Genomic DNA, 21,970 nt, shown 5'->3' with positions numbered 1-21,970 from the left:
CTGGCCTGAGGCGTGGGGAAGGCGGTGCGGCCATGCGCGTCAGGGACCTCGTCGAGATGAGCGACCTGCATCTCGTGCCGTTGACCGGCGAAGTCGGCATGGACCGGCCTATCCGGTGGGTCTACACCACTGACCTGCTTGATCCTGGCCGCTATCTGAACGGCGGTGAACTCGTTCTCACCGGAATGATGTGGCGGCGTAGTCCCGACGACTCGGCCGAGTTCGCATCCGTGACGGCGGCGCGTCGCGTCGCGTGCGTCGCCGCTGGCGACGCCGCGTACGGCACCGTGCCGCCTGATCTTGTCGCCGCGTGTGTGGAACGCGAGATCCCGCTGCTCGAAGTGCCGATCGATGTGTCGTTCGCGACGATCACCGATCGCGTGATCCACCTGCTGACCATCGAACGGCAGGGTGACCTGGCCGAACAGCTCGACCGCAGGCGCAAGCTGCTGGCCGCCGTCGCCGAGGGCGCGGGACTGGACACCGTGCTGCGGCTGTGGACGGAAGGCTCGGACGTCCGGTGCGTACTTCGTACGGCGACAGGGCGGTCGCCGGTGACGTCGGAGCGCGTCGATGGTGACGCCGACGACGCTGTGCTGGCCGAGCGGTTCCTCGCGGCGGGGAGCCTGCCGGATGTCATCACGGTGGATCAGCCGTCTAGCAGGGGATTCGCCCACGATCCGGCGGTGCGGACGTCGAGACGAGGCCCGGCTCCGGTGGCGTACTCGTTGTTCCCCGTCGACGTCCGCAGTGAGCATCGCGCGACCGCGTGGTTCCTCGCGTGCGAGGGTGACTTCCGGGAGTGGCCCCGGGCGCGGCATGAGTCGGTGACGGAGCTCGCGTCGTTGCTCGCGCTGGAGCGGGAGCGTATCGAGGAAGCACGGCGGGCGGATCGCGTCGTGGCAGAGCAACTGTTCCGCCTGGTGATGTCGGGCCGATCGACACGCGAGGAGATCGCGGGCAGGCTCGCCGAGTTCGGCCTGGCCGACCAGTCGTATGTCGCCGTGTCGGCCTCACTGCTGCCGGTAGCCGATGGGCAGCTCGCCTGCCGCATCCTCGATGAAGTGCTCGCGACGGTGGTGCGGGACGGGCGCACCCTCGTGTCGGCCGTCGACGACGAGGCGGTGGCGCTGCTGCCGCTGCGCTCGGAGGACGCGACGGACGTGTTGCGCGCGCAGGCGAACGCGCTCGCTCCCGCGATGGCGGAGGGACGGTTGCTACTCGGCGTGAGTCTGCCGACGTCGGGACCAGATGGGTTGAGCGCGGCGCTCAGTGAGGCGCGGCAGGCCCGTACCCTGGCAGAACTGCGCGGCGGCACCGTCGCCGTGCTGGCGACCGACGAGATCGACTCCCACGCGCTGTTGCTCGCGACGGTGCCCGACGACGTCCGGCGAACGTTTCTCAACCGCGTGCTTGGTCCGGTGCTGGCCTACGACAAGCGGCATGGCTCCGACCTGATCGACACACTAGAGGCGTTCCTGGCCGCCTCCGGATCGTGGACGGTGTGTGCGGAGCGGCTCCACGTGCATGTGAACACCCTGCGATACCGGATCAAGCGCATCGAGGAGCTGACCGGCCGGTCGTTGTCGACGCTGGAGCACCGGGTGGACTTTTTTCTCGCGTTGCGGGCTCGGTAGTGGTCGTCGGCTACCGTCATCGTCGTGCGTGCTCTGGATGACATCGACTTCGACGGTGCCCGCGTCTACGCGATCCCGATGACGACGCGGTTCCGGGGCATCACGGTGCGCGAGGGGATGCTGCTGCGCGGCCCCGCTGGGTGGGGCGAGTTCTGCCCGTTCCCGGAGTACGACGACCGCACGGCGGCGTCGTGGCTGGCCACGGCCGTCGAGCAGAGCGCGGTGGGTTGGCCCGAGCCGGTGCGCGAGGAAATACCGATCAACTGCACCGTGCCCGCCGTCGAGCCGGAGCGTGCGCACCACATCGCGCAAACGTCGGGCTGCGCCACGGCCAAGATCAAAGTCGCCGACCATCCCGACTCGCTTGCCGACGACCTGGCCCGCGTCGAGGCGGTGCGGGGCGCCCTCGGCCCGTCCGGCGCCATCCGCGTCGACGCCAACGCCGCCTGGGACATCGACACCGCGATCCGCCACATCCGCCAGCTCGACAAGGCGGCAGGCGGACTGGAGTACGTCGAGCAGCCGTGCCCGACGATCGAGGAACTGGCCGCCGTCCGGCGCGCGGTCGATGTTCGGATCGCGGCGGACGAGTCCATCCGGCGGGCCGAGGACCCGATGCGCGTCGCCGTCGCAGGCGCGGCGGACGTCGCCGTCATCAAGTGCACGCCGCTCGGTGGGGTGCGGCGCGCGTTGCGCATCGCGGAGGCGGCCGGACTGCCGTGCGTGGTGTCCTCGGCGCTGGAGACGAGCATCGGCCTCGGTGCGCAGCTCGCGCTCGCGGGGGCGTTGCCCAAGCTCGACTTCGCGTGCGGGCTCGGCACGACGTCGTTGCTGTGGGACGACGTCGTGGCGGAGCCGGTGCGGCCCGTCAACGGCACCGTGCCGGTGCCCCGCACGCCGCTGGCACCGGATCAAGACCGGCTCGCCGCAGCAGAGCAGACCGATCCAGACCGCGTCGCCTGGTGGCGCGACCGCCTGCGCCGCACCCGCGCGGAACTCGCTGAAGCACCTGAACAGGGTCAGTGGTAATCCGTTGCCATTGTGCTACCATTGCCGTGGAACGGCGAAGGAGTTCGGATGGCCGCTTCACGAATTGACAAGGCAGGACGAGTCGTCATACCGCTTGAGATTCGTCGCGCCTTGCGACTGGAGGAAGGTGGCGAAGTCGAACTCATGCTGTCAGCTGAGGGTGTCTCGATTCGTAAGGTCGCGCCTGAACCGGATGTGACCGTGGAAAATGGTCTTCCTGTGATCTCGTTGGGTGGCGCCGCCGTCACCAACGACAGTGTCTTGGACGTCATCGATCGTGACCGGGGAGCGCGGTGAGCTTCGCGGTCGACACGTCCGTGATCATCGCGTCCACGATTGCGGAGCATGAGTACCACGCGCCCGCGCGCCGTGCGATGACACGCGCGACCCATTTGCCAGCGGCGTGTCTTGCCGAGTCGTGGTCGGTGCTGACTCGAGCGTTCGGACTTGATCCGGTGACCGTTGGCCAAGTGATCACGGCGCTCGTGAAGTCGGGCCGGGATCTTCTGGTGGCTACGCGGGAGGACTACGCCGAGGTGTTTCGTCATGGCGCGGCGATTGGGCTGCGCGGCGACATTCACGACGCGCTGATCTGGCAGGCGTGTCAACGGTCGGATGTCGAGCTCGTCACGCTCGATCGGCGCTGGGTGCAGCGCGCGGGGCAACCGGACCGGTGTCGTTACCTCCTGGACGAACGGGCGTAACACCGTTCGCCAAACCCCGAGCTCTTGCCGCGGTGATCACAACCTCACCCGCACCGGTTACCGCGCGCGTGGTGGTTCTGACACCCTGGCAGCATGGCTGCGATACCCAAGGCTGAGCTGCACGTCCACATCGAGGGCACGCTCGAGCCTGCGATGGTCTTCGACCTCGCCGAGCGGAACCACATCGACTTGCCCTACGACTCGGTCGCCGAGCTCGAGGCCAAGTACCGCTTCACCGACCTCCAGTCCTTTCTCGACATCTACTACGAGAACATGGCCGTGCTGCGGACGCGACAGGACTTCCACGACCTCGCCGCCGCCTACCTGCGCACCTGTCCTGAACAGGGCGTGCGGCACGCGGAGATCTTTTTCGACCCGCAGGCGCACCTGAAGCGGGGCGTATCGATCGACACCGTCATCACCGGATTGTGTGATGCCATCGACGAATACCGTGATCAGGTGAGTGCGAGCCTCATCCTGTGCTTCCTGCGGGACGACACCGCCGAATCCGCCATGGCGACGCTGCTGGCCGCGGAGCCGTACCTCGACCGCATCATCGGTGTCGGGCTCGACTCCGCCGAGGTGGGGCACCCGCCGTCGAAGTTCGCGGAGGTGTTCCAGCGCGCTCGCGAGAAGGGTCTGAAGGTGGTCGCGCACGCGGGGGAGGAGGGCCCGCCCGAGTACGTGCGCGAGGCACTGGACGTCCTTGGTGCGCAGCGCATCGACCACGGCATCCGTGCGCTCGACGACCCTAAGCTGGTGGCGCGGTTGCGTCGCGAGCAGATCCCGCTGACCGTGTGCCCGCTGTCCAACGTCCGGCTCGGCGTGTTCGGCGATATTCGTGAGCACACCCTGCCCCGGATGCTGGACGAGGGTCTGCTTGTCACCGTCAACTCCGACGACCCCGCGTACTTCGGCGGTAACGTCGAGGCCAACGTCGCCGCGATCCGCGAGCACCTGGGCGTCACCGAGAAGCAACTGCGAGCGCTGGCGGAGAACTCGGTGCGTGCGTCGTTCCTCGATGAGCAGACCAAGGAGCGCCTGCTCGTCGAGGTCGACGCCTGGAACGGCTGAACGTTCGTGAGCGCCGATCAGGGTTAGCACCCCCGATCGGCACTCACGACCCGGCTACGCCGCGAACCATATGAAGTAGGCCAGGAACACCAGCAGCAGTACGTACAGCGCCGGGTGGACGTCTCGCCAGCGCCCCCGGAACAGCATCATCAGCGGGTAGAAGATCAGGCCGAGCGCGATGCCGTTGGCGATCGAGTACGTCAGCGGCATCGCGATCACCATCACGAACGCCGGAATCGCGAACTCCAGCTTGTTCCACTCTATGCCGCCGAGACCGGTCGCCATCAACACACCGACGACGATCAGGGCGGGCGCGGTCACCTCGGGCGTCACCACCGCCAGCAGCGGCGAGAAGAACAGCGACAGTAGGAACAGCACCGCCGTGAACACCGACGTCAGCCCGGTCCGGCCACCAGCGGCGACACCGGCGGACGACTCGATGTAGGACGTCGTGGTCGACGTCCCGAGCACCGCGCCACCCATGGTCGCTACCGAGTCGGAGGTGAACGCGCGCATCGCGCGGGGCAGCTTGCCGTCACGCAACAGGCCGGCCTGGTTGGCGATCGCGATCAACGTGCCCGAGGTGTCGAAGAAGTCCACGAACAGCATCGTGAACACCACGATCGCCATCTGCGCCGTGAACAGCTCCGGGATGTTCGTGATCGCCTCGCCGAACGTTGGTGCCAGGCTGGGCACGCCGCTGACCACGGCGTCAGGCGGGTCGATGTAGCCGGTGATGACCCCGGCCGCCGCGGTGAGCACCATGCCGTAGAACACGCCGCCCCGAATGCCGCGCACCAGGAACAACGTCGTCATCAGCAGACCGAACGCGGTCAGCACGGTGCCCGCCGAGGTCAGGTCGCCCAGAGTGACCAGGGTCGAGTCACTGTCTACGACGACACCGGCGTTCTGCAGCCCGATGAAGGCGATGAACAAGCCGATCCCGGCGCCGGTGGCGAGCTTGAGCTGGATGGGGATGGCATTGATGATCGCTTCCCGGACACCGGTGACCGCGAGGAGGAAGAACAGCAGGCCGGAGGCGAATGTGCCCGCCAGCGCAGTCTGCCACGGGATGCCCAGCGTCAGCACCACGGTGAACGCGAAGAAGGCGTTCAAGCCCATGCCTGGCGCGAGCGCGATAGGGTAGCGCGCCCACAGGCCCATGATCAGCGTGCCGAGCGCGGCGGCCAGCCCGGTCGCGACGAAGATCGCGTCGGTGTCCATCCCGGTTTCGCCGAGAATGCTGGGGTTGACGAAGAGGATGTAGGCCATCGCGAGGAACGTCGTGACGCCCGCGATGGCCTCTCTGCCGACGGTCGTGCCTTCCGTGCTTAGCCGAAAGAAACGGTCCACGATATTGCCGCTTTCGCCCTGGTCTGGGGCCGAGACCTTGTCGTCCGACGTCACGATCGTCCTCCTGCCGGTGCTGAATGATCTCGCGATGTGGCCCCTGATCCTGCACCACGGACGCGGTTCGTCCAAGTCCAGCGGGGTGACACTGTGATAAGCGACGATCGTTCGTGGCCACCTTGACGAGATGCCGTGATGTGACCCACTATGATTTCGTATTCCGGTAAATGCATTCCAAGACTCGGAAGTGCGGAGGCGGGCATGGTTGACCTGGCGTTCAGGGCGCGACGAGCTATCACGGCGGCAGGCGAGGTCGCGCGGTCGATCGGCGTCTCGGACGGAAAGATCGTGGCCATCGAACCGTACGACGCCGATCTGGACGCCGATCGCGTCATCGACCTGGACGACGACGTCGTGCTGCTGCCCGGCCTCGTCGACACCCACGTGCACGTCAACGACCCTGGCCGCAGCGAGTGGGAGGGTTTCGAGACGGCGACCCGCGCGGCGGCGGCAGGTGGCATCACCACCCTCGTGGACATGCCGCTGAACAGCATCCCGCCCACGGTCGACGTCGAGTCGCTTGAGGTGAAGCGCAAGACCGCCGAGGGCAAGGTGCATATCGACGTCGGGTTCTGGGGCGGCGCCGTGCCGGGCAATCTCGGGGACCTGCGCGGTTTGCACGACGCGGGCGTGTTCGGGTTCAAGTGCTTCCTGCTGCACTCCGGGGTGGACGAGTTCCCGCCGCTCGGCGCGCAGGAACTGGAGGACGCGCTGCGCGCGGTGCGTAGCTTCGGGGCGCAGATGATCGTGCACGCCGAGAACTCCGACGCCATCGAGCATGCGCCCGCCGCACAGGGGGCGCAGTACGAGAAGTTCCTGCGCTCACGTCCCCGTGGGGCGGAGAACGTGGCGATCGCGCAGGTCATCGAACTGGCGCGGTGGACGGGCGCACGGGTGCACATCCTGCATCTGTCCTCGTCGGACGCGCTGCCGATGATCGCCACCGCCCGCCGCGACGGCGTCGCGCTGACCGTGGAGACTTGCCCGCACTACCTGTGCTTCACCGCGGAAGAGATCCCGGAAGGCGCGACCGAGTTCAAGTGCTGCCCGCCGATCCGCGAGGCGGAGAACCGGGAACTGCTGTGGCAGGGGCTCGCCGACGGGACCATCGACTGCGTCGTCAGCGACCACTCGCCCTGCACGCCGGAGCTGAAACGGCTCGACATCGGCGACTTCGGCGTCGCGTGGGGCGGCATCGCGAGCCTGCAACTCGGCCTGCCCGCCGTCTGGACCGAGGCGCGGAAGCGCGGCTTCGCGCTGACCGACGTCGTCCGCTGGATGGCAGAACGTCCCGCCGCGCAGGTCGGCATGCGCCGCAAGGGGCACATCGCGCTCGGCTACGACGCGGACTTCTGCGTGTTCGCACCCGATGAGGGGTTCGTCGTGGACGTCGGGAAGCTGGCGCACCGCAACCCGGTCAGCGCTTACCACGGCCGCACGCTCTCCGGCGTTGTGCGCAACACCTGGCTGCGCGGCGCGGAGATTTCGGGGGAGGAGCCCACCGGGACGTTGCTGCGACGCGGGATGTGCTGACTAGCCGAGATTGACCCAGACCGCCACGGCGGGCACCGCGCCGGTGTTGGCGATGCGGTGCGGCCTGCTGGACGGGAACTTGATGGCGTCGCCAGGGCCGAGTTCGTGGGTGTCGTCGCCGACCTCGATGAGGAGCCTCCCGGACAGCACGCTGCCCATCTCGTGCCCGCCGTGGCGCAGGAACTCACCGTCCTGGGTGGACTCCGCGCCAGGCGGATAGGTGCATTCGTAGATCTCCAGTCCAGGCACGGATTCGGGTAGGAGCCGCCGGTAACGCACGCCCTGGCCTAGTTCGAGCATCGGCATGTCGCCGCCGCGCGTGACGACGACGTCGTCGTCGAGGGCGTGGGTGGCGCGCCCGGGTTCGAACACCGCCGACAGTGGCGCGTTGAGCAGCGACACGATCTGGATCAGGCGCGTGACCGATGGCCGCATCGTGCCGCGCTCGATCTGCGACAGTGCGCTCGGGCTGATGCCCAGCTCGCCGGCGAGCGCGCGTAGCGACGTGCCCTTGGCACGACGAAGGGTGCGTATGCGGGCGCCGATGTCATCGCCGTCGCGTGATTCGTCTGGAACGTCCTGCGGCGCATGAGCCATAACGTTGTCGAGTCTAGGGCGATCGAGGTGACGTCGTCGGCTTGTCACGACACCGTGACCCAACTCGGTGTTCAGCTATCGCTTCACAAAGACGTCGCTCATCTATTGACGTACGTCACACCTAAGTGCTGTACTCCAATGAACGGAAGCTTGTTTCCGTAAAGCGGAATCATAGACAGCCTTATCCACAGCACTCAGGGAGACTCCCGTGAGTAACGAGCAGATCGCCGCGAGGATCCATCGCAGCCCGTCCACCCCCGTTCCGGACGTCTCGGCCTCGGCTTCCGCGGAGCCGGACTCCTTGGTCGTCCCCACCGACGACCCCACCCTCTACAACAAGGACCTCGCCCCGCTGCCACACGCCAAGCGCAAGTGGGGCGCGTTCGAGATCTTCAACGTCTGGTCCAACGACATCCAGAGCTTGTTCGGCTACACGCTGGCGGCCACGCTGTTCATCTCCTACGGCCTCAGCGGTTGGGCGGTCATGGCGGGCATCGTGCTCGCCGGGTTGATCGTCATGGGCTTGGTGAACCTGACCGGGAAGCCCAGCGTCCGCTACGGCATCCCGTACCCCGTGATGGCGCGCGCCAGCATGGGTGTGCGCGGCGCGCAGTTTCCCGCGTTGGTACGCGGCATCGTGGCGATCTTCTGGTACGGCGTACAGACGTACTTCGCGTCGACCGCGATCGCGCTGCTCATCACCGCCGTCACCGGATCGTCCGGTGGGCCGACGTTCCTTGGGATGACCGCGATCGGCTGGCTGTCGTACGTCATCGTCGCGGTGTTCCAGGTCGGGCTGTTCCTGCGCGGTATCGACTGGATCTCCCGCTATCTCAACTGGGCCGCGCCGATGGTCTACGTCGTGATGATCGCGCTGATGGTGGCCATCTGGGTGCGGGCGGGTGGAGGTCTGCTCGGCGAGCTCGGCACGATGTTCTCCGGCGTAGGTTCGTACGACGGCGGGCCAGTGCTCGCGTTCGTCGCTGTCGTCGGCACGATGGTCGCCTATTTCGCCGCCGTGATCATCAACTATGGCGACTTCTCACGATTCGTGAAGACAGAGCGCAAGATGCGGCGTGGCAACTTCTGGGGCCTCCCAGTAAGCCTCGCGGTGTTCTCGCTGCTCGCGATGGTGATCACCGCCGGTACCGGTGTCCTCTACGGCGAGGCGCTGACCGACCCGGCCGCGATCGTCGAGCAGGTCGACAACATCTGGCTCACCGTGGTCGCCGCGCTGACGTTCTTCGCGGCGACCGTCGGCATCAACTTGGTCGCGAACTTCGTCCCGCCCGCTTACGACCTGGCGAACCTCATGCCTGGCAAGATCAGCGCCAGGACCGGTGGCATGATCGCCGCGTCCATCGCCTTCGTCATCGGTGGGCTGTGGGTGTCGTTCGTGTCGAATATGGGCATCGCGCAATTCGTCGACACGCTCGGCGCCGTGCTCGCACCGCTCTACGGCGTGCTGGTCGCCGACTACTACCTGGTGCGCAAGCAGCGTCTGAACGTTCAGGAGCTGTTCAACGCCGAGGAGGGCAGTGCGTACTACTACGTCAAGGGCTGGAACCTGCGCGCCCTCGCCGCATTCGGCATCGCCGCGGTGTTCTCGGTGGCGACCGTGTGGGTACCGGCGCTGACGAACCTGACCGGGTTCGCGTGGATCCTCGGCGCGGCCATCGGCGCTGTACTGCACGTGCTGTTCATGCGGGGGCACCGAGAAGCAGCGCGAGTCGAGGCTGAGCCCGCGCACTGATCCCGAGTGCCGAGTTAATCAACATTGCTCCCCGTGTGACGAAGAATATCCGACAAAGCGGATAAAATTCGGTCTCCCAGGGAGCACGGTTGATCAACTACTCAGGGCGACCGAGCGCCAAGCCTTGTGGACGGCTTGGCGCTCGGCCCTCTTCCTAGGCGGGAGGCTCGATGCCCTTGTACTGACGCCAGGAGCCGACGTCGGAGATGTCGGTGAGCGTTGCCGTGCGGCGGTATTCCTTACGCAGCACGACCGCGAACGACGACGTGCCGTCCTCCAGCTCGATGACGCTTAGCTCCAGTTCTGGTGGCTCCGCGGGCAGCAGCGAGTCGCGCAGCGTCTCCATCGGCAGGTCATACAGTTCACCCCAGACAGCGACGCCGCCCTCGTCGACGGGCTCCAGGGCGGGGAAGCGGTCGTCGACAGAATGGAAGCGGTACTTCGGCGCGGTGCGTGTCTCCTTCACCAGCGGTGCGCCCCGCAACTGGTGATGCAGATCGCCGCCGCGCATTCCGCCGCCATTGAGGAACATATAGACCACGGGAAACCTCCAGGGAGTTCGGTCAAGAGCGCGCATATCGCGCGTCCGGGACTTTTGCTCAGCCGAGAACAAGACGTTCGACGTCGACAGCGGCCTGCTCGGACACCGCCGCGGCCGCTAGCGCGGCGCGCACGCCATCGGCGTCGGCCAGCGGTCGCTTGGAGACGACGACCTCGGCCGCCGACGCGCTGAGCCCGGCATCCTCGGTCAGCACCGTGACGGCGTTCGCGCCGGGCAGCCGGTCGAACCAGTTCAGCCCGATCCGTTTTCGCCCCGCTGCGGTGAGGTCGCCGAACAGCCGGAGGCGAGCGAATCCGCCGTCCGGATAGACGTCGACCCGAGCGTGTGTCACCGGAGCGGACTCGGCGACCAGGAACCGATGGCAGGTGTCGGGCTGCAGCCGGGTGCGGCTGATGAGTTCCTGCCAGTCCTGCGTGTGGTCGGGATCAGTTCCGCCGACAAGGCGGAACCAACCGGGTGCGTTGCCTTTGAAATGCGTGGTATCCACGACGACCTGCCGCACGACGCCCTCGGCCGCGAGCCGCACGCTAACCCAGTCGTTGGCGTCGTCGCGGCGACGAGCCGTCTCCCAACCTTCGCCCATGCTGTGCGCGTTGCCGGGCAGTAACAGGTTGTTCGGAGTGGAGAAGAACCTGTTGGAGCAGTCGGTGACCGCGCCCCCGTTCGCCATCGCCGCCAGGTCGAGCGGCATCCCGACGAACCAGCGCGGGTCCGGCACCACCTCGCCGTGCACGCGCAGCCGTGCGACGCCGCCGTCCGGATGGATGTTCAGCCGCACGTGAGTGAACCGCTGCGTCGAGTCGGTGGGAAACAGGTTCGCGGTGTCGCCCTTCAGCGGGGAGCGTGGCAGGATCTCCACCCACTCGGCGTCCGCCAGTTCATCGGGGGAGGGGTAGCCGGGGATCGCGGCCGCCTCGACGGAGCACTCCTCGGGGTAGTTGCCCTTGAAGAACGCCGTGTCGACGTTGACTCCGTGAATGACGCCGGGCGCACCAAGCCGCACCACGGCCCAGTCGTGGCCGGGTTCACGACGACGGCGCGTCTCCCAGCCGTCGTAGACCTGCCCCTTGTGACCGAACGTGTGCGGGCGGAACTCCGGCGCGCCGGGATTGAGCAGGTTCTCTTTCTCCGCGAAGAACTCGTCGTTGGCCGCGATGACGGCACCGCCGAGCGCCCTCGCGGCGAGATCGGGCAGGTCGGTGAATGCGGTGCTCGTCATCGCGTCTCCTCCAAGTGGGTGTCGGTGTCGATTATCGCCGCCAGCCGCTGCTCGGCGAGCCGCTCCAGCAGCGGGCCCGCTTCGTCGACGCAACGGCGCTGGTCCGGTTCGATGTCGGTCAGCGCATAGGCACCCGCGAACCCCGCCGCATGGAGGGCCGCGTGGGGCAGCAGGCACCGGCCCGCCACCGCCACCACCGGTACTCCGGCGGCGCGAGCGGCGTCGGCTACACCAGCGGGTGCCTTGCCACGCAACGTTTGCTCGTCGAGTGACCCCTCCCCGGTGACGACGAGCGATGCGCCCGTCAACTGCCGGTGGAAGCCGACGAGGTCGAGCAGGTACTCGATACCGGGCCGGAGTTTGGCGTCGAGCAAAGCGAGCGCGGCGAACCCGACACCGCCCGCCGCACCAGCGCCGGGCAACGTCGCGGTCGCGGGCGCGACGCCAGCGTCTCGCTCCAGCACCTCAGCCCAACGGGCCAGCGCGGCGTCCAGCAGCTCGACCTGCTCGGCGTCAGCGCCCTTCTGCGGGCCGTATACCCCTGCCGCGCCGTGCTTACCGAGCAGCGGGTTGTCGACGTCGCTCGCGACGACGATGTCCGCCTCGCCCACCGCCGGATGCACACCGGATACGTCCACGGTGGCCAGCCTCGTGAGTGCTTCTCCGCCCGGCGGCAGGTCGTCCCCGTGCTCATCGAGCAGCCGCACGCCGAGGGCCTGTGCCATACCCGCGCCACCGTCGGTGCAGGCACTGCCCCCGAGACCGAGCACGATCGTGCGGCAGCCGTCGTCCAGCGCGGCACGGATGACCTCGCCGGTGCCGAACGACGTCGCGATCAGCGGAGCCAGCCGTCGTCCTGGCAGACGGGACAGCCCGGAGACGTCGGCCAGCTCCACCACAGCGGTGTCACCCTGGCGTACGTAGGCGGTGGTCACCGGCTCGCCGGTGGGGCCGCTCGCGGTCACCGGCACCCGGGTGAAACCCGCCGCCAGCGTGGCGTCCAGTGTGCCGTCACCGCCATCGGCGACCGGCACCTCGCGGACGTCGACGTCAGGTCGCGCGCGCCGCAGGCCCGCCGCGACGTGCGCGGCGACCTCCGGCGCGGACAGCGAACCCTTGAACTTGTCTGGCGCGACCACCACCTGGTTCATGAACCTATGGTGGCGATCGCCGTCGGGGCATGCTCGGCCGAGGTGGCCAACTCCTCGAACTCGTTCACGTTGTCGAGTTCGGTGCCCATCGCGATGTTGGTGACTCGCTCCAAGATGACTTCGACGACGACCGGAACCCGGTATTCGGCCATGAGTGAACGGGCCTTGTCGAAGGCGGGTTGGATCTCGTCGGGGTCGTGCACGCGGATGGCTTTGCAGCCGAGACCTTCCGCGACCTTGACGTGGTCCACGCCGTATGAGTTCAGCTCGGGGGCGTTGAGGTTGTCGAAGCTGAGCTGCACGCCGTAGTCCATGTCGAACTGCCGCTGTGCCTGCCGGATCAACCCGAGATAGGAGTTGTTCACCACGACGTGCAGGTAGGGCAGGTTGAACTGCGCGCCGACCGCCAGTTCTTCGATCATGAACTGGAAGTCGTAGTCACCCGAGAGCGCGACAACGGTGGCGTCCGGATCGGCCTTGGCGACGCCGAGGGCGGCGGGTGCGGTCCAGCCGAGGGGTCCGGCTTGGCCGCAGTTGATCCAGTGCCGCGGCCGGTACACGTGCAGGAACTGCGCGCCCGCGATTTGGGACAGCCCGATCGTGCTGACATAGCGCGTCTCCGGTCCGAACGCGCGGTTCATCTCCTCGTAGACCCGTTGCGGTTTGATCGGCGTCTGGTCGAAGTGGGTCTTTCGCTGCAACGTCGCCTTGCGGCGCTGACAGTCGGCCACCCACGCGACGCGGTCTGGCAGCCCGCCTCGTGTCGCTCGCTCCCGCGCGACGTCGAGCAGCATGCGCAGCGCCGCACCCGCGTCGGAGGTGATGCCGTAGTCCGGCGCGAACACCCGGCCGATCTGGGTGGGTTCGATATCGATGTGCACGAAGGTGCGGCCCTGGGTGTAGGTGTCGAGGCCGCCGGTGTGGCGGTTGGCCCACCGGTTGCCGATGCCGAGCACGAAGTCGGATTCGAGCAACGTCGCGTTGCCGTAGCGGTGCGCGGTTTGCAATCCGGCCATGCCCGCCATCAGCGGGTGGTCGTCCGGGATGGTGCCCCACCCCATCAGCGTCGGGATGACGGGGATGTTCAGCAGTTCGGCGAGTTCGACCAGCTCGGTCGACGCGTCGGCGTTGATGATGCCGCCGCCCGCGACGATCAGTGGCCGCTCCGCCTCAGCGAGCATGTCGAGCGCCTTCTCGACCTGTGCCCGGCTCGCGGCGGGCTTGTGCACGGCGAGGGGCTGGTAGGTGTCTGGATCGAAGTCGATCTCGGAGAGCTGGACGTCGAGGGGCAGGTCGACCAGCACCGGTCCGGGGCGTCCGGAGCGCATCTCGTGGAACGCGCGCTGGAACACCCAGGGCACCTGCGCCGGTTCCAGGACCGTCACCGCCAGCTTTGCCAACGGCTTCGCGATCGACGAGATGTCGACGGCCTGGAAGTCCTCCTTGTGCAGCCGTGAGCGGGGTGCCTGGCCGGTGATGCAGAGGATCGGGATGGAGTCGGCGGCTGCCGAGTACAGCCCGGTGATCATGTCGGTGCCTGCGGGGCCGGAGGTGCCGATACACACGCCGATGTTGCCCGCGGTGGTGCGGGTGTAGCCCTCGGCCATGTGGGAGGCGCCCTCGACGTGGCGGGCGAGCACGTGGTCGATCTCGCCGGAGTCACGCAGCGCGGCGTAGAACGGGTTGATAGCCGCGCCGGGCACACCGAACGCGGTACTGACACCTTCGGCTTTCAGAACCTCCACCGCCGCGCGGGCGGCCGTCATACGAGCCATGGGCGTTCTCCTTGCTGGGGCGGGCTACGGGAAAGGCTGTGGGGAGGGTGCGGCTGTCGACATACGCACAGGGAGCATGTCGACAGCCGCACCGGGGATCAGGTGATTAGCTGCGGCCGGAGAGCTCCTCGACCAGCTTGAGCAGCGCGGAGTGGTCCAGCGCGCCGTCGCCGCGGGCGACAAGGGCCGCGACCAGCTGGGAGGCCACCGCGCCGAGTGGGATCGTCACGCCTGCCTCGCGGGCAGCGGCCTGGACGATGCCGAGGTCCTTGTGGTGCAGCTCGGTGCGGAAGCCCGGCGTGAACTCGCGCTTGAGCATGCCCGCGCCCTTGCGTTCCAGGATCGCGCTGCCCGCGAGTCCGCCGTTCAGCACCGAGAGCGCGGCCTCGGTGTCAACGCCGTGTGCTTCCAGGAACACGATCGATTCGGCGACCAGCTCCAGGGTGCCCGCCACGATGAGCTGGTTGGCGGCCTTGACGGTCTGGCCGGAGCCTGCCTTGCCGACGTGCACCACGGTTTTGCCGACCGCGTCGAACACCGCCGATGCCGCCTCGAACGCCTCGGCCTCGCCGCCGACCATGATCGACAGCGCGCCGTCGATCGCGCCCTGCTCGCCGCCGGAAACCGGAGCGTCCAGCGCCCGCACGCCCTGCTGGGCGGCCTGTTCGGCGACCGTGCGGGCGGTGTCCGGCTTGATCGTGGAGCAGTCGATGTAGAGCACCCCGGCTTTGGCGTTGGCCAGCACGCCGTCCTCACCGAGCGCGACCCGTTCGACGTCGGGGGAGTCCGGCAGCATGGTGATCACGACGTCGGCGTCGCGCACCGCTTCGGCCACTGATGACGCGGCCTTGCCGCCCTGCTCGGCCAGCCGGTCCACCGCCGCTTGGCTGCGGTTGTAGCCGACGACGTCGAAACCGGCCTTCACCAGGTTGGCCGCCATCGGCCCACCCATGATGCCGAGACCGATGAATCCCACTGTGGTCATCGCTTCAAGTCCTTTCTATGTGCTATCGGGTGAACCAGCCGAAGCTGTCGGCGGTGGCACCGGATGGCTTGTATTCCGCCGCGATCCAGCCGGTGTAGCCACGCTCGCTGAGCTGGTCCAGGTAGCCGCTGATGTCGAGCGTGCCGGTGCCGGGCTCGTTGCGGCCTGGCGCGTCGGCGATCTGCACGTGGGCGATGCGGTCGGCGTGGGTGTCGATGGCCCGCGCGACATCATCGCCGTTGACGTGCAGATGGTAGAGATCAGCGAGGAGTGCGGCATTGGTCGCGCCACGCTCGGCGAGCGCCGTGATGACGTCGATGGCGTCGTTGGCGGTGCGCAGTGGATATCCGGTCGCGCCGCTGACGGGTTCGATTAGCACGGTGCCGCCGATCTCGGCGACGGCCGATGCCGCGTGGCTGAGGTTGTCCAACGCGAGCTTGTCTTGCGTATCCGGGTCCGTGTCGTCGAAACGGTTGCCGTACAGCGCGTTGAACGCCCGGCAGCCCGTGCGTTCACCCAGGGCGGCGACGACGGCGGCGTTGTCCCGGAACTCCTGCTCGCGACTTGGCCAGGACACGATGCCTCGGTCACCGGCGGGCATGTCCCCGGCGAAGAAGTTCAGCCCGATCAGCGACACGCCCGCGTCGTCCAGCGCGGCCACGAACTCGTCTTGCTCCGCCTGGCTCGGCACTGGTTCCGCGAACGGCCACCAGAACTCAACGGCGTCGAAACCGGCCGCCTTCGCTGCCGCCGGACGTTCGAGCACGGGCAGTTCGGTGAACAGGATCGAGCAGTTCACCGCGAAGCGATTCGCGTGCCGGTCCATGATGGCTCCTGTACTTTCATGATGCGGAAATATTGTTCTGTTTTCTGGAAATTAGCGTACGACGCGGGTGTGAGCTGCGTCAAGCGAGTCGCTACGGCGACAAAAAACGGCACCCCGCTCGCTCGCGGGGTGCCGTCGGTCGATGCGCCGGGTCGCTTCAGCCGCCGCGTTCCTGCTCGGCGATCGACTTGGACAGCCGGGCGCCGATCTCGATCGCCGTCGGTGCGATGCGTTCCGCGATCTCCGGGGTGAGCCTGCCTTCCGGGCCGGACACCGACACCGCTGCCGGGACGGGGCAACCGGTCAGTGGCACGGCGATGCAGCGGACGCCCAACTCCTGCTCGCTCTCGTCCAGTGCGTACCCCTGTGTGGCGATGTCGGCCAGGTGGGAGATGAACTCCTCCGGGTCGGTGTGGGTGTGTGGGGTGTAAGCGGGCATGCCGGTTCGCCGCAGCAGCGCCCTCACCTCATCGGGTGGAAGTTGCGAGAGCACTGCCTTGCCGACACCGGTGCCGTGTGGCAGCAGCCGACGTCCCACCTCGGTGAACATCCGCATCGAGTGCTTCGAGGGGACCTGCGCGACGTAGACCATCTCGTCGCGTTCCAGCACGGCCAGATTCGCCGTCTCGCCTGTGGTATCGACGAGCTCCGTGAGGTGCGGTCGTGCCCAGGTGCCGAACTGCTTGCTTGCCTGCTCGCCGAGTCGGATCAGGCGAGAGCCGAGGGCATAGTGCCGGTTCGCGTTCTGCCGGACGTAGCCCAGCTCGACAAGGGTGCGGATCAGCCGGTGGATCGTGGGCATGGGTAGCCCCGTTGTGGCCGCCAGTTCGGAGAGGCTCGCCTCGCCCCCGGTGTCGGCGAGCCCCTCGAGCAGCTCAAACGCGCGCCGGAGCGACTGGACGCCGCCGCCCCCACCGCCGGTCTGCTTCGGGGATGTCATGCCGACTCCTTTCGTCGAGCCCCACATTGTTGTTCCGTAATGCAGAAACTATAGTCCGTTATGTAGAGAAGCGCAGTAACCCGTGGCTTGGAGAGTTCGTATGACTGATGTTCGTGTCCTCGGTGGCTCCGTCGATCGAGGCGACGAGATCCTGACCCCCGAGGCGCTCGCCTTCGTCGGTGGGCTGCACAAGGCGTTCGCCGCCCGGCGCGACGAACTGCTCCGTGCACGCGCCGAGCGTAGGGACGCCGCGGCGAAGGCGGGCAAGCTTGACTTCCTGCCGGAGACCAAGGAGGTGCGCGAGGGCGACTGGCAGGTGGCTCCCACCCCGGAGGCGCTGCGCAACCGTCGCGTCGAGATCACAGGTCCGACCGACCGCAAGATGACCATCAACGCGATGAACTCCGGCGCCAAGGTGTGGCTGGCCGACCTCGAGGACGCCAACACGCCGCACTGGTCCAACGTCGTCTCCGGCCAGGTCAACCTGTACGACGCCGCGCGCGAGACGATTTCGCTGGACACCGGCGCCAAGAAGTACGAGCTCCGCGACGACGTCGAGCGCCCGACCATCGTGGTGCGTCCGCGCGGTTGGCACCTGCCCGAGCGCAACATCACCGTCGACGGTGAGATCACCGTGGGTGCGCTTGTCGACTTCGGCCTGCACTTCTTCCACAACGCGAAGTATCTGACAGAGCGGGGCACCGGTCCGTTCTACTACCTTCCGAAGATGGAGAGCCACCTCGAGGCGCGGCTGTGGAACGACGTGTTCACGCACGCCCAGAAGGAGCTGGGCATCCCGCACGGCACGATTCGTGCCACCGTGCTGATCGAGACCATCCCGGCAGCCTTCGAGATGGAGGAGATCCTCTACGAGCTGCGCGACCACGCCGCCGGCCTGAACGCGGGCCGCTGGGACTACCTGTTCAGCGTCATCAAGTACTTCCGCGACGCGGGCGAGAAGTTCACGCTGCCGGACCGCAACTCCGTCACCATGACCGCGCCGTTCATGCGCGCTTACACCGAGCTGCTGGTGCGCACCTGCCACAAGCGCGGCGCGATGGCCATCGGTGGCATGGCCGCGTTCATCCCGAGCAAGGACCCCGAGGTCAACGAGAAGGCCTACGCCAAGGTCACCGACGACAAGAACCGCGAGGCCAACGACGGCTTCGACGGCTCGTGGGTCGCCCACCCCGGCATGGTCGCGCTGTGCCGGGAGCAGTTCGACAAGGTGCTCGGCGACAAGCCGAATCAGGTCGACCGCAAGCGCGAGGACGTCTCGGTGACCGCCGAGCAGCTGCTCGCCGTGGAGGAGACCCCAGGTTCATGCACCGAGGCTGGGCTGCGCGGCGCGGTCGACGTCGGTGTCCGCTACATCGCGTCCTGGCTGAGCGGTAACGGCGCGGCCGCGATCCACAACCTGATGGAGGACGCGGCGACCGCCGAGATCTCCCGCTCGCAGCTGTGGCAGTGGGTGAACAATGGTGTCGAGCTGGAAGGCGGCGTGAAGGTCACCGCTGACCTGGTCCGCGAGGTGCTCGCCGAGACTCGGAAGGAGCTCGCTGGCGAGATCGACGCCGAGGTGCTCGACCCAGCCGTCGAGCTGTTCGAGCAGGTCGCGCTGGCGGACGAGTTCCCGGACTTCCTGACGCTGCCCGCCTACGACCGCATCCAGTGACACACCGTCCTAGGTGACGCATGGCGGCCCCCGGTCACTGCCGGGGGCGGCCATGCGGTTGTGTCCTGCGTTCCCGACGGTGTGTCCGACACTCACGACGTTGTGTCCTGCACTCACGACGTTGTGTCCTGCACTCACGACGTTGTGTCCGTCAGTCAGGGCGGTTCGTGCGTGGCTCGAACGGTGGCACGTCCGGGTCGTCGTCGGCGGGCGGCTCCGGATCGCGCCACGTCTCAGCGCGCGTCGGCTTGTCGCCACGCAGCGTGCCTTCGAGTTCTTCCTTGAGCGCCTCGTCCTGTCGGGGTGAATGCTTCTCGCTTTCGCGCTCCATCTCACCTCCCTGATGGGGTGCGTTTGTGGTCCGGCGTACCCACAGGTCGTGGTGACAAACCCGTGTCCCACGCAGCAGTGCGCCGAACGACTGGCGCGAATGCCTAATACAACGTCGTGAGTGTCGGACACACTGTCGTGAGTGTCGGACACAACGTCGGGAACGCAGGACACACCGTCGTGAGTGTCGGACACGGCGCGGTGGTGGCTCAGGGTAGGGCGGCGCGGATGCGACGGGCACGTTCGTCGGGGTGCTGGTTGGGGCAGCTGGCGCACTTGGCGAGTCCCGTGGCCTTGTCGATCAAACAGCAAGACACCCGCCGCACGACCAGACGGTCGCCGTAGCGTTCGAACCGTGGCCGGGGGAGTGCGGGGCCAATCCCGTCCGCGACCGCGCTCACCACGGTTAGCGCACGGTCGACGTCACCGATTGCCTGCCCTGCCCAGAGCGCCCGGTTGGCGATCGAGTCAGCGGCGATCGCCCACAACGCCCGCTCGCTAGCACCACACGCGGACGACACCGAAGTGACGGCGGCCGCTAGCGCGGCACCCATCGCCTTGCCCAGTGCGACAGCGTCACCGTCGAAGGGGCGGGAGGAGTGCGCGTCGACCAGCCGACCGTCGGAGTGAATCTGCAACGTCACCGCGTCAAGCGAGGGATCAGCGGCTCGTCCGGTGTGCAGCAGCGCCTCCAACGGTGGCGCGACCAGCACCGACGACGTCGAGTACCACCACACCGTGCCAAGCACCCGGTTCGGCGCCGACCCGTACAGCGCCCGCGCGAGCCGCAACCGTTCCGCCATCCAGTCCGGGTCGGTGATTAACGCGGCGCTGAACTCCGTCATCCCGCCTCACCTCGGGGCCGGTACACGCCGACCGTGCACGACACGGTGACCGTCACGTTGTCCGGCAGCGCGTCGAGCGCGCCCGGGGAGAGGTGATGCGCTGCCGGTCCCATCTCGATCAGTGTCCGTGCCTCCGTCGCGGACAATTCCAGCGGGTAGCTGACGTCTTCGGCGTCGGCCTGCTCGAAATGCCGCGACAGGCCTTCCGTCAACCGCTGTTCCTTCGCCGGATCGACGTCGAGGGTGAACTCGCGAAATTCGGCCAGGTGCGCGGATGTCGGTGTCACGACGACCAAGATCCCATCGGCGCGAAGCACGCGCCGGAACTCCGCGGGGTTGCGCGGCGCGAAGATGTTCAACACGACCGACGCGCAGCCGTCCGCGAGCGGTAGCGGCTCCCACGTGTTCCACACGGCGGCGGCGGCGCGCGGGTGCGCCCGTGCCGCGCGCCGGCACGCGGCGGCGGACAGGTCCAGCGCGAGGCCCGTCACGTCGGGGAGTGCCTCCAGCGTCGCCGCGAGGTAGTACCCGGTGCCCGCTCCGACGTCCACGACTAGAGCGTGTCTCCCGATTCATCGGGCGAGCATGACGGTGGCGGCGAGGAGTACGCCGCCGAAGTAGGTCCGCGCGTACTTGTCGTAGCGGGTCGCGATTCCGCGCCACTGCTTGAACCGGCCGAAACCGCGCTCGACGGTGTTGCGCTGCTTGTAGAGCTCGGGGTCGAAACCCGGTGGCCGACCACCGGCGGACCCCTTGTCCTTACGGCGTTTGGCCTGGTCGGAGCGCTCGGGGATGGTGTGCCGGAGGCGTCGCCGCCGCAGTTCGCGGCGAGTCGACGGGTGTGAGTAGGCCTTGTCCGCCAGCAGGCGATCCGGCCGGTGCCCGGTCGCGGCCAGGGCCTCGAGCAACGGCGCCAGGCGCGGATTGTCCCCGGCTTGCCCGGCGGACAGCAGCATGGCCACCGGGCGGACACCGGAGGTGACCAGGGCGTGGACCTTGGTGGTCAATCCGCCGCGCGAACGACCGATCGCGTGGTCGTCCGGCTCGGAAATCTTGTCATTCGACCTGGCCCCCTGTGTGGTCCGCGGAGGGCGCGCCGGCGGCATGCTGGTGCGCCCGCACGACGGTGGAGTCCACCGACAGCAACCAGTCCAGCTTGCCCGTATCGGCGTGGTCGGACAGCACATGCTCGAAGATCCGCTCGTACGTGCCGTCGCTTGACCAGCGGCGATGCCGCTTCCACAAGGTCTGCCAGGGGCCGAACTCAGCGGGCACATCACGCCACGGCGATCCGGTGCGAAAGCGCCACGCGATCGCTTCCAGCACCTGACGGTGATCACGCCAGCGCGCACCACGCCGCCCAACATCAGACGGCAACACCGGCTCGATCGACTCCCACAACTCGTCCGTGATCACACCAGTTCTGATCATTCACCGATCATCAGCGAACCACCGGCCGATATTCGGGAGACACGCCCTAGGCCCGAGGTGCCGGCTGCCGCACGGGAGACCGCCTCCGCCAGCGGTGTGTAATGCCCCGCGTCCAGGAACGCCGCCCGCGCCGCGACCATCTCCTTCGTGTCGGCCGTCCCCGACGGCACCTTCGCGTGCAGCAGGTTGACGTAGCCCTGCTTGGCGATGTCGAAGTTGTGTCCCTGCTCGCACCGCACGGCGCGCCCTGCGATCGCGAAACCAGTGCCACACAGCGAACAGCGCAAAGCTCGTAATACAGATGGCCTACACACGCCGCCCGCGGAGGCAGTCACCGACCGTGCGTTAACCATCGCACTCCGTTCAATATCCCTGGTCATGCTCTCCCGAATCAATCGGACAGGGGGTGGACAGCGGATGCGCGAAACGCACCGTTAACACGCCCTGTCGCTTGGTTCACGGCAGGGAAACGTGGCACGTCATTCCGCGCAACA

Annotated in this window: 20 protein-coding genes and 2 pseudogenes; 8 read left to right on the top strand and 14 right to left on the bottom strand. The window is 67.6% G+C overall.

The window, feature by feature from the left end:
- The first annotated feature begins 32 nt into the window (after positions 1 to 32).
- The 5 genes from ACFQGD_RS22215 (at position 33) to ACFQGD_RS22195 (ending at position 4,444) form a co-directional block, all read left to right on the top strand.
- Entirely contained in the window at positions 33 to 1,637 is a 1,605-nt protein-coding gene (locus ACFQGD_RS22215; RefSeq protein ID WP_345403849.1) for a PucR family transcriptional regulator, read from the top strand.
- Positions 1,638 to 1,661: 24 nt separating this feature from the next.
- Positions 1,662 to 2,666, top strand: a complete 1,005-nt coding sequence (locus tag ACFQGD_RS22210) for an o-succinylbenzoate synthase (RefSeq protein ID WP_345403846.1) — start codon at positions 1,662 to 1,664, stop codon at positions 2,664 to 2,666.
- A 48-nt stretch (positions 2,667 to 2,714) separates the two neighbouring features.
- Complete coding sequence (locus tag ACFQGD_RS22205) at positions 2,715 to 2,963, top strand: AbrB/MazE/SpoVT family DNA-binding domain-containing protein (RefSeq protein WP_345403840.1); 249 nt, start codon at positions 2,715 to 2,717, stop codon at positions 2,961 to 2,963.
- Positions 2,960 to 3,370 (top strand): PIN domain-containing protein, encoded by a 411-nt coding sequence (locus ACFQGD_RS22200; RefSeq protein ID WP_345403837.1) that lies wholly within the window; start codon positions 2,960 to 2,962, stop codon positions 3,368 to 3,370. The genes ACFQGD_RS22205 and ACFQGD_RS22200 overlap by 4 nt, the downstream gene beginning before the upstream one ends.
- Before the next feature lie 93 nt (positions 3,371 to 3,463).
- Positions 3,464 to 4,444 (top strand): adenosine deaminase, encoded by a 981-nt coding sequence (locus tag ACFQGD_RS22195; protein WP_345403834.1) that lies wholly within the window; start codon positions 3,464 to 3,466, stop codon positions 4,442 to 4,444.
- 54 nt (positions 4,445 to 4,498) lie between these two features.
- Here the strand turns inward: ACFQGD_RS22195 and ACFQGD_RS22190 are convergent, their stop codons facing one another.
- Positions 4,499 to 5,851, bottom strand: coding sequence for an NCS2 family permease (locus tag ACFQGD_RS22190; protein WP_345403831.1), 1,353 nt, complete (start codon positions 5,849 to 5,851; stop codon positions 4,499 to 4,501).
- A 204-nt stretch (positions 5,852 to 6,055) separates the two neighbouring features.
- Here ACFQGD_RS22190 and allB point away from each other — a divergent pair, with 204 nt between their 5' ends.
- Positions 6,056 to 7,387, top strand: a complete 1,332-nt coding sequence (gene allB / locus ACFQGD_RS22185; RefSeq protein ID WP_345403828.1) for an allantoinase AllB — start codon at positions 6,056 to 6,058, stop codon at positions 7,385 to 7,387.
- On the opposite strand, the gene ACFQGD_RS22180 is transcribed toward allB, so the two are convergent.
- A complete protein-coding gene (locus tag ACFQGD_RS22180) occupies positions 7,388 to 7,984 on the bottom strand; it encodes a cupin domain-containing protein (protein ID WP_345403825.1) in 597 nt (198 codons plus the stop codon).
- Between the two features lie 208 nt (positions 7,985 to 8,192).
- Between ACFQGD_RS22180 and ACFQGD_RS22175 the strand changes: the two genes are divergently transcribed.
- A complete protein-coding gene (locus ACFQGD_RS22175) occupies positions 8,193 to 9,737 on the top strand; it encodes an NCS1 family nucleobase:cation symporter-1 (protein ID WP_345403822.1) in 1,545 nt (514 codons plus the stop codon).
- A 154-nt stretch (positions 9,738 to 9,891) separates the two neighbouring features.
- Here ACFQGD_RS22175 and ACFQGD_RS22170 read toward each other — a convergent pair whose 3' ends face one another.
- The 7 genes and pseudogenes from ACFQGD_RS22170 to ACFQGD_RS22140 form a co-directional block, all read right to left on the bottom strand.
- The gene (locus ACFQGD_RS22170) at positions 9,892 to 10,269 is read right to left on the bottom strand and encodes an allophanate hydrolase-related protein (RefSeq protein WP_390183323.1); all 378 of its coding nucleotides are present in this window, start codon (positions 10,267 to 10,269) and stop codon (positions 9,892 to 9,894) included.
- A 268-nt stretch (positions 10,270 to 10,537) separates the two neighbouring features.
- A pseudogene (alc, locus tag ACFQGD_RS22165) lies at positions 10,538 to 11,518 on the bottom strand (allantoicase); the annotation flags it as partial.
- Complete coding sequence (locus ACFQGD_RS22160) at positions 11,515 to 12,669, bottom strand: glycerate kinase (protein WP_345403813.1); 1,155 nt, start codon at positions 12,667 to 12,669, stop codon at positions 11,515 to 11,517. The gene ACFQGD_RS22160 and the pseudogene alc, both read right to left, overlap by 4 nt.
- Positions 12,666 to 14,444: a glyoxylate carboligase gene (gene gcl, locus ACFQGD_RS22155; RefSeq protein ID WP_345403810.1), complete on the bottom strand. Its 1,779-nt coding sequence runs from the start codon at positions 14,442 to 14,444 to the stop codon at positions 12,666 to 12,668. The genes ACFQGD_RS22160 and gcl overlap by 4 nt, the downstream gene beginning before the upstream one ends.
- A 106-nt stretch (positions 14,445 to 14,550) precedes the next feature.
- Positions 14,551 to 15,429, bottom strand: coding sequence for a 2-hydroxy-3-oxopropionate reductase (locus tag ACFQGD_RS22150; protein WP_345403807.1), 879 nt, complete (start codon positions 15,427 to 15,429; stop codon positions 14,551 to 14,553).
- Between the two features lie 22 nt (positions 15,430 to 15,451).
- Positions 15,452 to 16,255, bottom strand: coding sequence for a hydroxypyruvate isomerase family protein (locus ACFQGD_RS22145; protein ID WP_345403804.1), 804 nt, complete (start codon positions 16,253 to 16,255; stop codon positions 15,452 to 15,454).
- A gap of 157 nt (positions 16,256 to 16,412) precedes the next feature.
- A complete protein-coding gene (locus ACFQGD_RS22140; protein WP_345403801.1) occupies positions 16,413 to 17,195 on the bottom strand; it encodes an IclR family transcriptional regulator in 783 nt (260 codons plus the stop codon).
- Positions 17,196 to 17,295: 100 nt separating this feature from the next.
- Here ACFQGD_RS22140 and aceB point away from each other — a divergent pair, with 100 nt between their 5' ends.
- Positions 17,296 to 18,870, top strand: coding sequence for a malate synthase A (gene aceB, locus ACFQGD_RS22135; protein WP_345403798.1), 1,575 nt, complete (start codon positions 17,296 to 17,298; stop codon positions 18,868 to 18,870).
- Positions 18,871 to 19,021: 151 nt separating this feature from the next.
- Here the strand turns inward: aceB and ACFQGD_RS22130 are convergent, their stop codons facing one another.
- The 5 genes and pseudogenes from ACFQGD_RS22130 to ACFQGD_RS22110 all read right to left on the bottom strand — a co-directional run bounded on the left by ACFQGD_RS22130 (position 19,022) and on the right by ACFQGD_RS22110 (position 21,829).
- On the bottom strand, positions 19,022 to 19,201 hold the full coding sequence (locus ACFQGD_RS22130; protein ID WP_345403795.1) for a hypothetical protein: 180 nt from the start codon (positions 19,199 to 19,201) through the stop codon (positions 19,022 to 19,024).
- 208 nt (positions 19,202 to 19,409) lie between these two features.
- Positions 19,410 to 20,045: a Fe-S oxidoreductase gene (locus ACFQGD_RS22125; RefSeq protein WP_345403792.1), complete on the bottom strand. Its 636-nt coding sequence runs from the start codon at positions 20,043 to 20,045 to the stop codon at positions 19,410 to 19,412.
- Positions 20,042 to 20,596 carry a methyltransferase domain-containing protein gene (locus ACFQGD_RS22120; RefSeq protein WP_345403789.1) on the bottom strand — a complete coding sequence of 185 codons (555 nt, stop codon included), beginning with the start codon at positions 20,594 to 20,596 and terminating at the stop codon, positions 20,042 to 20,044. The genes ACFQGD_RS22125 and ACFQGD_RS22120 overlap by 4 nt, the downstream gene beginning before the upstream one ends.
- 21 nt (positions 20,597 to 20,617) lie before the next feature.
- Positions 20,618 to 21,476: pseudogene (locus ACFQGD_RS22115) on the bottom strand (IS5 family transposase).
- The gene (locus ACFQGD_RS22110) at positions 21,473 to 21,829 is read right to left on the bottom strand and encodes a putative RNA methyltransferase (protein WP_390221096.1); all 357 of its coding nucleotides are present in this window, start codon (positions 21,827 to 21,829) and stop codon (positions 21,473 to 21,475) included. Before ACFQGD_RS22110 ends, ACFQGD_RS22115 begins: the two are co-directional and overlap by 4 nt.
- Between the last annotated feature and the right edge of the window lie 141 nt (positions 21,830 to 21,970).

Origin of the sequence: Haloechinothrix salitolerans (genome assembly GCF_042662605.1) — a bacterium.
GTDB classification, from domain to species: Bacteria; Actinomycetota; Actinomycetes; order Mycobacteriales; family Pseudonocardiaceae; genus Haloechinothrix_A; species Haloechinothrix_A salitolerans.
The sequence above is the reverse complement of the archived record's forward strand: the minus strand, read 5'-3'. Positions and strand labels throughout refer to the sequence as shown.